Origin of the sequence: Halalkalicoccus sp. CG83 (genome assembly GCF_037081715.1) — an archaeon.
In the GTDB taxonomy this organism is placed as follows: domain Archaea; phylum Halobacteriota; class Halobacteria; order Halobacteriales; family Halalkalicoccaceae; genus Halalkalicoccus; species Halalkalicoccus ordinarius.
Genome location: NZ_JAZDDH010000001.1, coordinates 1493520 through 1506101, shown reverse-complemented (window position 1 = coordinate 1506101; position 12582 = coordinate 1493520). Strand labels below are relative to the sequence as shown.

Below are 12582 nucleotides of genomic sequence, written 5' to 3'. Positions count from 1 at the left end.
ATGCTAACAGTTCTATCACCAATCCGGTCCGTGGAGTTCGTCGCTGTGATACGGTTTTCATACGTTAGGTTACGACCGTGAGCATCCTTCATCGCGATCTCGACCGAGGGTTTACTGGCGATCCCAGTCGCGCGGTGGTAGATCCGCGAAGGACTGTTGTTTCTGTGCGTGTGCCATGACGCGGAACCGATAGAGTTCGAGCGCGAACTGGTCGATGTTCTGGATGCCCTCTACCTCGGAGGCCTCGACGACGTCGTAGGCGTCCTGGATCGAGCGTCGCATCAGCTCTCGATAGATGTCCTTCATGGGTGACTCCGACGTGACGTAGACCACGTGCGGTCACTCGCGGTCGTCCTCCGCTCCTCGTGCTGCGTCGCGCTCCCGGCCTGATAGGGGTGCTCGTCCTCGGTCACTACCCCTCGTTGGCCGGCGTTCGAAATAGTCCTTCTGCAACCGTTCGATCGGTCCTCTGGTCGTGGACGGTGGCTGCGCCCGAGCGTTCCGCGAACTGTTTCGATGCGTCTCGATAGACATCTGTCTCGAGATAGGGGTACTCCAGGTCCGGTACTACTTGGGAGATATTCGATGAGGTCTGAGAAGCCGGTGGAGGGATTTGAACCCTCGGCCTATTCCTTACGAAGGAATCGCTCTGCCAGCTGAGCTACACCGGCGGACTCGTTTCACTCGTCCGCCGAGGATCGCAGTTTCTTCGGAACTGCTCACCACCGGCACACGGTGTACCCGAAGATAGGCGGGATAAGCGGCATAAGGGTTGTGGATCGCTACCGCGAGAGACGTACGTCGAGACAGACGTTCAACTCGTGAGGGGCGTACGAGCGAACGACCGTCCGTTCCTCGACGCTCACCTCGTACTCCGGCTCCGCAGCCTCGCGGATCGCCCGCTCACCGGGGCCGAACGGGTCGTCCTCGTGCTGGATGTCGTAGTAGTGGAGCACACAGGTATCGCCCGCGAGCGCGACCGCCGTCTCGAGGAAGGCGTCCGCGCTGTGCGGGAGGTTCATCACGATCCGGTCCGCCCAGTCCTCGTACCCATCGTCGGGGCCGTTGGGCTCGGAGCCCGATGCGCTCGCGCTGAGGTCGCCGATGCCGTTGGACGGCTGGCGTCCGCCCGACGAACCGGCGACTACGTTGCGAACGTCGCCCCGGATCGCGGTCACGCGGTCGGCGACGCCGTTCCGACGGGCGTTCTCCTCCAGATACTCGATCGCGTGTTCGTTGAGGTCGACGCCGACGGCCTCCGCGCTGCGGGCGGCCGCCGGGATCACGAACGGACCGACCCCGGCGAACATGTCGAGGACCCGTTCGCCCTCGTGGACCTGCTCGACGACGCGGTGGCGCTCGGTCGCGAGCCGTGGCGAGAAGTAGACCGCCGCGAGGTCCAGCGCGTACTCGAAGCCGTACTCGCGGTGGACCGTCTCGGTGCCGTCACCCGCGAGCACGTCCCAATCGCGTACCCGTAGCTCCCCCCTGATCTTCGACGCCCGGTTGAGCACCGTCCTCGCGGGAAGCGCCGAGTCCATCACCGCCTGGGCGATCTCCGCGGCCCGCTCGGGGTCGTCCTCGTCGAGGATGACTATCTCGCCGAGGCGCTCGTAGCTCGGCTCGTAACCCAGGAGGTCGGCGGGCATCTCCGGACGCTCGCGGGCGGGTGGCGCCCGTTCGACGACCTCGTATTCCTCCGGCACCGCGTCTGGATCGTCCACGGGGATGTAGAGCCAGCCGTCCTCGACGGTGATCTCGAAGTCGTTCGCGAGGACGTCACGCTCGGCGAGCCTTCGACGGGCGGTCTCTCCCTCCTCGCGTTCGACCCGGACGCACGGCACCTCCATGTCCCTCTCGACGCCCGCGGAGGGGTTATCGCTGGCGTTTCCCTCCCGTCGAACGCGCCCCTTAACCCGCCGGCCCGAGGAGGGAGAGCATGCTCACGTTCATCGGACTCGGCCTCTACGACGAGCGCTCGATCACGATCGAGGGTCGTGACGCGCTCCGCGGGGCCGACCGGGCGTTCATGGAGCGCTACACCAGCCGGCTCTCGGGTGCCGACCGCGAGACGCTCGAGGCCGAACACGGGATCGAGATCGAGACCCGCGACCGCGCGGGCGTCGAGCGCGATCCCGAGGCGATCCTCGCCGCCGCCGAGCGCGAGGACGTCGCCTTCCTGACCGCGGGCGACCCGATGATCTCGACGACTCACGTCGATCTCCGGCTGCGGGCCGCCGATCGCGGGATCGAGACGCGGATCGTCCACGGCACGACCGCCGAGGCCGCAGCGAGTTCGCTGACGGGCCTGCAGAACTACCGGTTCGGGCCGGCGACGACGCTCCCGTTCCCCTACGCCCACCGGGCCGACGGCCTGCCCGCGAGCGTCTCGAACACCCTCGACGACAACCGCGACCGGGGACTGCACACGCTGGTCTACCTCGACATCAAGGTCGGCGAGGGACCGACCGGCGAGGAGCCTAATAACGAGGAGTACATGACCGCCGACGTCGCCGCCGAACTGCTCTCGGCGGAGTACGACCGTCTGGGAGTCGTCGTCGCCCGCGCCGGCAGCCCCGATCCCCGCGTGGAGGCGGACTCCCTCTCGGCGCTCGCGAATCGGGAGTTCGGCGACCCCCTCCATCTGTTGGTGGTTCCCGGCGAACTCCACCAGCTCGAGAGCGAGGCGCTTCGTGAGTTCGCGGACGCCCCCGCGGAGCTAACCGAACCGGTCTGATGCGATCCGCGTTCGACGATCGACCGGCCTCCGTCCGCACGCGCTGGCTCGCGGTCGCCCTCCTGGCGGGCGTGATACTCGTCGTCTCGGTGATCCCGATTCCAGGATCGGTGCCCGAGGAGGGCGGCGGGATCCCGACGAACGTCCTCTTTCACTTCCTCGGCTACGCCGCGCTCACGGCCGCACTGGCGATCGCGCTGGGATCCCGACGGCTCCGGTCGTCGATCGGCGGGTCCTTCGCCGGCGCGAGCGGCTACGGCGTTCTGATGGAGTTCATCCAGTCGGGCCTGCCGTACCGAACGTTCAGCACCCTCGACATGGCGGTCAACGCGTCGGGTGCGCTCCTCGCGACGACCGTAGCGCTGGTCGTCGCGTTGCTGCGCCGCTCAGAGTAACACGGTCGCGCCGCCGCCGACGACGGCGAGCCCGCCGAGAACGACGCAGACGATCCAGAACTCGATCTCGTGGACGACCCGCATGACGGCGTCGATCATGGCGTAGCCGACGATCGCGCTCACGACGAGTGCGATGAGCGCCTCGGGGCCGGTCGTCGGCAGCCCGTCGTCGAGGAGGATCAGGACGCCCGCGCCGATGCCTGCTGGGATGCTCAACAGAAACGAGAGCCGAAACGCCGAGGGACCGACGTGGCCGCGAAACAGCAGCATGCCCGCGGTGGTGCCGGAGCGCGAGACGCCGGGGAGGATCGAGAGCCCCTGGATCGCGCCGACGAGAACGGCATCGAGCAGGTCGGGCTGTTCCTTCCCCCCGAGTCCGATCGACTCGGTCGCCTTCTCTAGCACGCCCGTGAGAACCAGCAGCACGCCGATCAGCGCGACGAACCCGCCGCCCGCGAGCTCCTGTGCGAAGTCGATGATCACCAGGTAGACCGGGATCCCGACCAGCCCGGTCACCAGACAGGCGACGACGACGAACGTCGTCTCGGCGTTCGCCCCCTCGAACGCCGACTCCGGTCGCCAGCCCGGCATGGACCGGACGGCCTCCTGGATGGTATCGCGGTAGTAGACGGCCGCGGAGACCGTCGTCCCCATCTGTAGAAACAGCGCGAGCTGGAGCGCGACGTCGGGCGAGACGCCGACGAGCGTGAGAAACAACGAGAGGTTCCCGCTGCTCGAGATCGGCAGCCACTCGACGATCCCCTGAACGACGCCCGCGGCGATCGCCACGAGGATCTCTCGAAGGGACATTACACGAACACAGATTCAACGCGATGAAAAACGTGCCGTTCCCTCCGTGATCCCCGTCGGCGAAACGCGCCGTCGGCGACCGTATCGACTCCGCAGCCGTCGCGGGTTCTCGAAGACGACCTGCCGAATGGCGTCCACGTCGATCCCCATCCGATACACCTCGAGAATCGTCCGCTTGACCGCGAAGACGTCGCTACGGAGCACCCCCGCGCTGTCGGTCTCGAGCAGGATCCGATCGGGACCGTACTCGGCGGCGACCTCGAGCCGGCGCCGAGTCACCTCCTGTTGGTCCTCCAGGTCCCAACCGGCGACGTGCCGGATCTCCGTAATGGCCGATCTCGCCGACGACAGCCACCTCGTCGAGCGCACGATACTCCGGGAGAAGGTCGAGCAGCTCCTCGTCGTTCCCGATCCCGACTCCGCTCGTCGTCCCGTCCGCTGCGTGTCGTGCTGGTTTATACCGCCGGGAAATGCAGGCCTAACACGGTATACGCGACCTTGTTTACTGGATGATGGACGCTAAATCCCACGCTACCGAGCGTGAAAGCGTCCGTCAGTGGAGCGCGGAGTCCCCACTGACGACCCGCTGGGCCGAACGCTTCGGATGCGTCTCTGCGCTCATGGTCCGCGCAGACCGGCCCAGTCGTAGGGTTCTCCGATACCGCCGTACCTCGATCAGGGCTTCGTGAGAGTGAAAGCGGTCGAGTGACCGTCCGTTATCGTCCTCGGTCGAGGATCTCGATCCCGCACCGTTCCGCGCTCGCTCTCTCCGTTCGCTCGCGCGAAAACCTGACCGGAAACGGCAGCTATTCCGGAAACAGCGACTCCGCGTTCGGATCGCGCTCGAGGATCTCGATCTCGTGGCCGTCCATGTCCTTCGTGAAGGCGTACTCGTCCCCGCAGGACTCCGGATCGCGATAGTCGGGTGCGTCGCGCTCCATCAGCGTCTCCCAGAACTCCTCGAGGTCGTCGGCGCGGACACAGAGGTGGCCCCAGGCGTCGCCCAGGTCGTACGTGTTGTCGCCGTAGTTGTAGGTGATCTCGAGGGCCATCTCCTCGGCGGCGGCCCCGTCGGGCTTCATGAAGTAGTTCGCGAACGAGTCGGCCTCCCAGCGACCGGGGACCTCCGTATACTCGAACTTTCGGGTGTACCAGCCGAGCGTCTCGTCGGCGTCCTCGACGCGGATCATCGTGTGGTCGATCGACCAGAGCGCGCCCTGGTCGGGGTCGCGCTGGACGATCTCGACCTCGTGGCCGTCGGGGTCCTTGACGAACGCGTACCGCCCGCCACACGACTCGGGATCGCGGTAGTCCTCGACGCCCTCGTCCATCAACTGCTGGTAGTAGTCCTCGAGTTCGCCCTCGGGGACGCGCACGGCGATGTGGCCCCAGGCGTCGCCCATCTCCTCGGGCCCGCCGTCGTGGTTGTGCGTGAGTTCGAGCATCGCGCCGTCCTCGTGCATGTCCTCGGGACCGAGGTAGACGTTGGTGAACGAGTCGGCCTCCCAGCGGTCCTTCTCCTCGTAACCGAGGTGCTCGCCGTACCACTCCAGCGAGCGTTCGAGGTCCTCTACGCGCATCATCACGTGATCGAGCGTGCCCTCCATGGACGGGGCGACGCGAGCCTGGACGAAAACAGTACCGACGGCCCACGGTCTTGCCGTCTGTCGCGGACCTGGCGGCCGGATCAGGCGGTGGTCGACCACGGCCGGTCGAACGAAAGCGAGAGCCCGAAGAACGCGACCGAGACGACGAACAGCGCGAGGGCGTCGACGTGAGCCCCGCTCGCGACGACGCTCACGAACGCGAGTCCGACCGCGAGTCCCAGCGCCGCGGTCCGTTGCTCACCGGGGGTGCGATAGCGAGACAGGAATCGAAACGCGACCGCCAGGAACGCGACGCTCAGTCCGATCCCGGCGAGGACGTCGACGAGGTAGTGGACGCCGAGCGCGACCCGTGAGAGGCCAACGACGGCGATGATCGACGCCGCGACGGCGTAGCGCCGTCGTCGGGTGCTCGCCGGCAGCACCTCGGCCAGCGAGAGGTACGCCGCCGTCGTCACGACCGCGTGTCCGCTCGGAAAGCCGTAGCCGCTCGCGTGCGCCGTCAGTTCGTAGACGGGTCGGATCAGCGACGGGAGCGTCTCCAGCTCGACCAGCGGCCGGTCGGGTCGGGGGAGCGCGAAGGCGTACTTCAACGCGATCACCAGCGCGATCGCGCCCATCGTCAGTCCGACGACGGTGACGATCCGATCCCGGTCGAACCGGACGAACGCCGCCGCGAGCAGGAGCGCTACGAACCAGACGTCGCCCAGCTGCGTGAGAAGCGCGACGACCACCGCGAGTGAGTCGGGGATCGATCCCTGGACGAGCTCGAACTCGCCGACACCGCGTGACATGATCGGCGGTTCGTCCCGAGCGAGGATAGGCGTCCCGGTCGCGCTCCGGAGGACGGGTCGTTCGTCTCCGCCGTCGCGTGCGAGTGTGGCGACGCGACCGACGGGATGACCGAACCGGCGGTCCGACGGGTCTTTGCTCCGGGTTCGTAAGCGAGGGACGATTGACGAGTCCGCCGAGGCGAGAGGGTCGCGTCACTCGGGGGCGTCGGCGTCGCGTGGACCCGAGGAGGGGATCGGCCCGACGCCCTTGCGACGGGCGTCGAGTTCCGAGAACCCGTAGATCAGGGCGACGAGCAACACGAGCCCGATCGGGAGGAAGACGACCGGCGGGGCACCGAGATAGCCGTAGAGCAGGTAACAGACCGTCGCCACGAGCACGACCGTCCCGGCGTAGTACATCTGGGTCCGGACGTGATCGATCAGGTCCGCACCGGTGAAGGTCGCCGAGAGTACGGTCGTATCGGAGATGGGCGAGGTGTGGTCGCCGAAGATCGCCCCCGAGAAGACCGCACCGACGATCACGGGCATGATCCCGTAGCCGCCGGTGAGCTCCCACGCGACCGAGATGGCGATCGGCGTGAGAACGCCCATCGTCGCCCACGACGACCCCATCGAGAAGGCGATGAAGGCCGCGGTGAACAGCACGACCACCGGCAGCAGTGCGGGTGAGACGACGCCCTCGGCGACGCCGGCGACGTACTCGCCGGTGCCCAGTTCCTCCGCGACCGTGCTGATCGCCCACGCGAGCACGAGGATCGTCACCGCGGTGAGCATGATCGAGAAACCGTCGATGACGGCGCCGATTCCCGACTCGAGGTCGAACAGCCGGTAGTAGAACCCGACGGCGAGCGCCGACAGCACCATGGCGAACGCCCCCCACAGCAGCGCGGCGGCCCAGTCGGCCTCGCCGAGAACGTCGACGACCCCCGCGTCGGGGGCGTAGCCGGTGACGAACGCCCCGAGGAGCGAGACGACGACCAGCGAGACCACGGGAACGGCGAAGCTACGCAGCATCGGCCGGTCGGCGATCGGATCGCCGAGTTCGCTCTCGATCGCCTGCATCGGCGTCGCGTCCTCGCGGTTCACCTGCCCGGTCCGCCACGAGCGGTGCTCGGCGTCGAGCATCTCGCCGAAGTCGCGCCCGGTATAGACGATCAGCCCGACCATGACGATCGCGAAGATCGAGTAGACGTTGTAGGGGATCGACTGGACGTAGGTCGCGAACGCGCTCGGGGCGTCCTCGGCGATGCCGGCGATCTCGTACCCCTCGGAAACCATCGAGAGCTGAAAGGCGACCCAGTTCGACAGACCAAGGGTGGCGACCGGCGCAGCCGTCGAGTCGACGATGTACGAGAGCTTCTCGCGGGAGATCCGGAGCTGATCCGAGAGGTCCCGCATCACGCTGCCGACGATCGCGGTGTTCGCGTAGTCGTCGAAGAACATCGCGATGCCGAGTCCCCACGCGGTCAGCCCGACCTTCCGCTGGCTGTCGAGCCGTCCGGCGACGGCGTTGCGTACCGCTATCGAACCGCCGAGCTGCCAGATCAGCGCGACGCCCGAACCGAGCAGGATCGTAAACAGCAGGATCTGGGCGTGGAAGACGTCGTCGCCGATCGCCTCGGCGATCCACCCGACGGCCTGGGTGAACCCCCAGACGACGGAGACGAACGCGCCGAGAACGGCGTCGAAGCCCGGAACGCCGCCCGTCGTCGCCGCGACTCGATCGACGCTGTCGGCGAAGACGTAGATCACGCCGCCCGACCAGACGCCGAGGAACAACGAGGGGACGGGACGACGACTCACGATCGCGAGGACGATCGCCAGCAGCGGTGGAACGATCGACAAGAGACCGAACTCGACCATGTTCTACCGGTTTACGATCGTCCGATTTATTCGTTGCCCATCGGCGGAATCGCCCCCACGGCGCATCGAGTCGATCAGCCGGTCCCGGAGGCGATCCCGCGGAGGTCGCCGGCGTGAAACCACCAGACGAACGCGAACAGCAGCGCCGCACCGAGGGGAACGGTGGGCGAACCCGATGGAAGCCCCCACCACAGCCGGAGCCCCATCGCCCCGGCGAGCACGAGGAGGACGGCCGTGACGCGTCGGTCCTCGCGACCGACGACCGAGAGCGCGGCGCTCGCGAGCGCGAGCAGGTAGAGGAGGGTGGCGAGCGGCCAGGCCAAGAGATGTCCGGGAAGGCTCGCCGGACCGGGCGTGTGGACGAACAGGTAGTCGAGGACGGAGACGAACGTGCCGGTTCGACCGGCGAACAGGCCCCACGCGAAGACCAGGTCGAACGCTCCCGGATACGGGACGACCAGCCAGGGGACGACGCCGACGGCCAGCAGCGCCCCGAAGCGGCGGCTCATCGCCTGAGGATCATCTTCAGGACGTCCTCGTCCGCGAGTTCGTGGTCCTCGCCGACCTGCTGCTGGTCGTGTTTCGCGCTCGGACCCGTCACGCGCGCGAACCGAAACCGGTCCTCGAAGTCGCCGCCGAGCTTCTCCATCGCGTCCTCGATCGTGCTGCCCTTGGGGAGGATCAACGGCTCCTCGTAGTCGACCCCCCGGCCGGGCTTGTCCATGTAGATCCGCATCAGCCCGAGCGTCTGCCAGATGCGCTCCTTCAGGCCGTCGAGGCCCCTCTCTGCCTCGGCGGAGATGAACGTGACCTCCTCGGGATCGAGGCCGTGCTCGCGCAGGTCCGCGTAGACGGTATCGAGGTAGTCGCGATCGATCAGGTCGGCCTTGTTGACCGAGACGATCGAGGGGAGGTAGACGCGGTTGTCCATGATGCCGTCGATCAGTCGGTCGACGTCGACCGGCTCGCGGATCGTCACGTCGGCGTTGACGTAGCCGTGTTCGCGCAGCACCTCCTTGATCACCTCCTCGGGAAGCTCGAGGTCGGCATTCGAGGTGATGCGGATGCCGCCGCGGCCCTTCTTCGCGATCGAGATGCTCGGGGGATCCCGGTCGAGACGGATCTTGTTCTGATAGAGCTCCTCGCGGAGCTGTTCGTACTGCTCGATCTCGAACACCGAGAGGACGAACAGCACGAGATCGGCCGCTCGAACCACGGAAAGCACCTCCTGACCGCCGCCACGCCCGCTCGCGGCCCCCTGTATCATCCCCGGAACGTCGAGCATCTGGATGTTCGCGCCGCGGTACTGGAGCATCCCGGGGTTGACGTCGAGCGTGGTGAACTCGTAGGAGCCGACCTCGCTCTCCGCGTTGGTCAGCGCGTTCAGCAGGGTGGATTTGCCGACGCTCGGAAAGCCGACCAGCGCGACGGTCGCATCGCCGGTCTTCTCGACCGCGTAGCCGTGGCCGCCGCCCGAGGAGGACTGGTTCTCGAGCTTCTCCTTCTTCTGCGCCAGCTTGGACTTCAGTCGACCGATGTGTGCCTCGGTCGATTTGTTGTACGGCGTCTCGGAGATCTCCTCCTCGATCTCCTCGATCTCCGCTTCCAGTCCCATCGTACGGTACTGGCCGCTTCGCGCGAAAAACCCTTTCCGTTCGGCGGAACCGACTTCGACACTTTCATATCAGAATGAATTTATACTAAATATACGATGCCCGACCCGTCGCGGCTGCGAGAGAGCACCCAGATCGTGCTGCCGGAGACCACGCTCCAGGGACTCCGGATCGATCTCGAGACGGAGTTCGCCGTGACGGTGTTCGAGGACTGCGAGTCCGTCCGGATCATCGGCAGTCCCGTCGAGATCAAGGACGTCAGTTCGTATCTGACGCGCCAGGGCATCGCCCTGCCGTAGCTTCGAGACCGTGCCCTCGGACCCGGCGGGCGGCGACTCTCGATTCGAACGTCGTACGGTTACCGACGGGACCGCAGTGAACGATCGACGCGACGGAGTCGTCCCTGGAAGCTCAGTGATCGATCGGCGTCGACTCGGCGGACGGGGATCGCCCGCCTGCGTCGTACTCGGTCGGACTGTAGCGGCCCGTGACGACCCAGAAGACGGCCATGCCGCCACAGAGCAGGCCGACGCCGATGAGGGGTCCGTACCAGACCACCAGCGCAGCGTTGCTCGTCGTCACCGCGAGTATCGTGCCCACGAACACGGCGACGATGCTCCCGCCTTTGACCGCAGCGAGCGGTTGGTTCCCGCAGTGGGGACACGCCGGTACGTCGGTCTCGATCGTCTCGCCGCAGCGCCGGCAGGGTGCCCGTTCCCGCCGGAGCGACGCGGTAGTGTCCTCGACGGAGCGGGTCCCCGTCACCGCCGGGTCCTCCCTGTACGCCCGATAGCCACGAACTCCGTCCGTTCCCGTCCCGGCTCGCGTGGACCGCCATGACACGGTGGCATCGCGTGGGTCGTCGACCCGACGGGGGAAAGCGTCTTCTAGGACGTCTATATAGCACTCGGAACGGCGTCCGGCTGGTTAGACATCGCTCCGGCGAACCGACGGACGCGCTCTTAACACCGGTTCGCTCCGTCGGCCGCACCGCGAGCGCCGACGAACACCCGGACTTTTAGCGACGACTTACCCATCGGGCGTATGGACGTGATGAGCTCCGCGGATTCGGAGGGCGATTGGCGGCGACGGACCGCCTACTACGCCCTCGCGCTCGCCGGCATCATGATGACGTACGCGGTCGCCTACGACGTCGGCATGCTCGTCTGGGAGGGAGAGGAGGTGCCGTTCCTGCACTCGTTGCAGGTCGTCGTCGAGACGTTCACGACGACCGGGTTCGGCTCCGACGCTCCCTGGGAACACCCCTGGATGAACGTGCTGGTCATCGTGATGGACCTGACCGGCGTCGTGCTGATCTTCCTCGCGTTGCCGCTGCTGCTGTTTCCGCTCTTCGAGGAGGCCCTCTCGACGACCCCGCCGCTCGAAGCCCGCGAGGAACTCGCGGATCACGTCGTCGTCTGTTCGTTCTCCCCGCGTACCGAGGTCCTCATCGACGAACTCGAGGCCCGGGAGATCGAGTACGTGATCGTCGAGTCCGACCTCGACCGCGCGACGGAGCTCCACGAGACCGGACGGCCGGTGGTCCATCGGGACGCCGACGCCATCGAGGGGCTCGAGGCGGCACGCCTGTCCGACGCCCGCACGCTGGTCGCGGACGTCGACGATCGGACCAACACCAGCATCATTCTGACGGCCAGGGAAATCGTCAGGGACGTACAGGTGATCAGCATCGTCGAGGACCCCGAGCGCGAGCACTACCATCGGCTGGCCGGCGCCGACACCGTGCTCACGCCCCGAGTGCTCCTGGGGGAGAGCCTCGCGGCGAAGGTGACGACGAACATCTCGAGCGAGTTGGGTGACGTCGTCGAGATCACGGCGGACTTCGAACTCGCGGAGCTACCCGTCCATCGCGACAGCGATCTGGTCGGACGCACCATCGCCGAGAGCGAGATCCGGGAGCGAACCGGCGTGAACCTCCTCGGCGCGTGGCTCCAGGGTCGCTTCGAGAGCCCACCGTCGCCGACGACGACGATCGACGGGAGCACCGTCCTGCTGGCCGCGGGGCGAGAGGAGCAGCTACAGGAACTGCGGGAACGGACGCGTTCGGGGCTCCGGCGGGCGATCTCCGGGAAGACGATCGTCATCGGATACGGCGATACGGGCCGAACCGTCAGCGAGGTGCTCGAAGGTAGGGACGTCCCGTACACCGTCGTCGACCGTGCCGACAAACCCGGCGTCGACGTCGTCGGGGACGCGACCGAACCGGAGACGCTGACCGAGGCCGACGTCGAGGAGGCGAGGACCGTCATTCTCGCGCTGCCGGACGACGCGACGACGGAGGTCGCGACGCTCGTCGTTCGGGATCTGGGTCCGTCGGCGGAGATCGTCGCTCGGGCCGAGGAGACGGAGAACATCAAGAAGATCTACCGGGCGGGCGCGGACTACGTGCTGGCGCTGGCGACCGTTAGCGGCCGAATGCTGGCGACGACGATCCTCGAGGACGAGGAGGTCATCTCGCTGAACACGCAGATAGAGGTCGTCCGGACGCCGGCTCCGCAGTTGGCCGGCCAGCGTCTCGAGGAGACGCGGATCCGCTCGCGGACCGGCTGTACGGTCGTGGGCGTCGAGCGCGACGGGACCGTCGTCACGGACCTCGGTCCCGAGTTCCGGATCGAAGCGAACGACGTGCTGATCGTCGCCGGAACCGACGAGGGGACGAACCGTTTCACCGAACTGGCGGAGTGATCGAGGCGGCCTGGTCCGATCCGTGAAACGCCAGGAGGGTCCGAGGCGAACGGCCGGCTG

Annotated in this window: 14 protein-coding genes and 1 tRNA gene; 4 read left to right on the top strand and 11 right to left on the bottom strand. The window is 67.0% G+C overall.

Annotated elements, in window-relative coordinates; translation table 11 throughout:
* Positions 1-111: 111 nt before the first annotated feature.
* The 3 genes from V0Z78_RS07850 to V0Z78_RS07840 form a co-directional block, all read right to left on the bottom strand.
* Positions 112-306, bottom strand: a complete 195-nt coding sequence (locus tag V0Z78_RS07850; protein WP_336344080.1) for a hypothetical protein — start codon at positions 304-306, stop codon at positions 112-114.
* 292 nt (positions 307-598) lie between these two features.
* Positions 599-671: transfer RNA gene (locus tag V0Z78_RS07845), tRNA-Thr, on the bottom strand.
* A gap of 111 nt (positions 672-782) precedes the next feature.
* The gene (locus V0Z78_RS07840; RefSeq protein ID WP_336344079.1) at positions 783-1850 is read right to left on the bottom strand and encodes a class I SAM-dependent methyltransferase; all 1068 of its coding nucleotides are present in this window, start codon (positions 1848-1850) and stop codon (positions 783-785) included.
* A gap of 89 nt (positions 1851-1939) precedes the next feature.
* Here V0Z78_RS07840 and dph5 point away from each other — a divergent pair, with 89 nt between their 5' ends.
* Positions 1940-2737 carry a diphthine synthase gene (gene dph5 / locus V0Z78_RS07835; protein WP_336344078.1) on the top strand — a complete coding sequence of 266 codons (798 nt, stop codon included), beginning with the start codon at positions 1940-1942 and terminating at the stop codon, positions 2735-2737.
* Entirely contained in the window at positions 2737-3132 is a 396-nt protein-coding gene (locus tag V0Z78_RS07830) for a VanZ family protein (protein WP_336344077.1), read from the top strand. The genes dph5 and V0Z78_RS07830 overlap by 1 nt, the downstream gene beginning before the upstream one ends.
* On the opposite strand, the gene V0Z78_RS07825 is transcribed toward V0Z78_RS07830, so the two are convergent.
* From V0Z78_RS07825 to V0Z78_RS07795, 7 genes are all read right to left on the bottom strand, one after another.
* The gene (locus tag V0Z78_RS07825) at positions 3124-3942 is read right to left on the bottom strand and encodes an undecaprenyl-diphosphate phosphatase (protein ID WP_336344076.1); all 819 of its coding nucleotides are present in this window, start codon (positions 3940-3942) and stop codon (positions 3124-3126) included. The genes V0Z78_RS07830 and V0Z78_RS07825 overlap by 9 nt on opposite strands.
* Positions 3943-3957: 15 nt before the next feature.
* Positions 3958-4311: a hypothetical protein gene (locus tag V0Z78_RS07820; protein ID WP_336344075.1), complete on the bottom strand. Its 354-nt coding sequence runs from the start codon at positions 4309-4311 to the stop codon at positions 3958-3960.
* Positions 4312-4748: 437 nt separating this feature from the next.
* A complete protein-coding gene (locus V0Z78_RS07815; RefSeq protein WP_336344074.1) occupies positions 4749-5549 on the bottom strand; it encodes a VOC family protein in 801 nt (266 codons plus the stop codon).
* An 80-nt stretch (positions 5550-5629) separates the two neighbouring features.
* Positions 5630-6340, bottom strand: a complete 711-nt coding sequence (locus V0Z78_RS07810) for a phosphatase PAP2 family protein (protein ID WP_336344073.1) — start codon at positions 6338-6340, stop codon at positions 5630-5632.
* 192 nt (positions 6341-6532) lie between these two features.
* Positions 6533-8203 (bottom strand): Na+/H+ antiporter NhaC family protein, encoded by a 1671-nt coding sequence (locus V0Z78_RS07805; RefSeq protein WP_336344072.1) that lies wholly within the window; start codon positions 8201-8203, stop codon positions 6533-6535.
* A 74-nt stretch (positions 8204-8277) separates the two neighbouring features.
* Positions 8278-8712, bottom strand: a complete 435-nt coding sequence (locus tag V0Z78_RS07800; protein ID WP_336344071.1) for a TIGR04206 family protein — start codon at positions 8710-8712, stop codon at positions 8278-8280.
* On the bottom strand, positions 8709-9818 hold the full coding sequence (locus V0Z78_RS07795) for an OBG GTPase family GTP-binding protein (RefSeq protein ID WP_336344070.1): 1110 nt from the start codon (positions 9816-9818) through the stop codon (positions 8709-8711). Before V0Z78_RS07795 ends, V0Z78_RS07800 begins: the two co-directional genes overlap by 4 nt.
* Positions 9819-9914: 96 nt before the next feature.
* On the opposite strand from V0Z78_RS07795, the gene V0Z78_RS07790 reads away from it, so the two are divergent.
* Positions 9915-10115, top strand: a complete 201-nt coding sequence (locus V0Z78_RS07790; protein WP_336344069.1) for a VNG_1110C family protein — start codon at positions 9915-9917, stop codon at positions 10113-10115.
* Positions 10116-10227: 112 nt separating this feature from the next.
* Here V0Z78_RS07790 and V0Z78_RS07785 read toward each other — a convergent pair whose 3' ends face one another.
* A complete protein-coding gene (locus V0Z78_RS07785; protein ID WP_336344068.1) occupies positions 10228-10581 on the bottom strand; it encodes a hypothetical protein in 354 nt (117 codons plus the stop codon).
* A gap of 288 nt (positions 10582-10869) precedes the next feature.
* Here V0Z78_RS07785 and V0Z78_RS07780 point away from each other — a divergent pair, with 288 nt between their 5' ends.
* On the top strand, positions 10870-12522 hold the full coding sequence (locus tag V0Z78_RS07780) for a potassium channel family protein (RefSeq protein ID WP_409338680.1): 1653 nt from the start codon (positions 10870-10872) through the stop codon (positions 12520-12522).
* Positions 12523-12582: the final 60 nt, after the last annotated feature.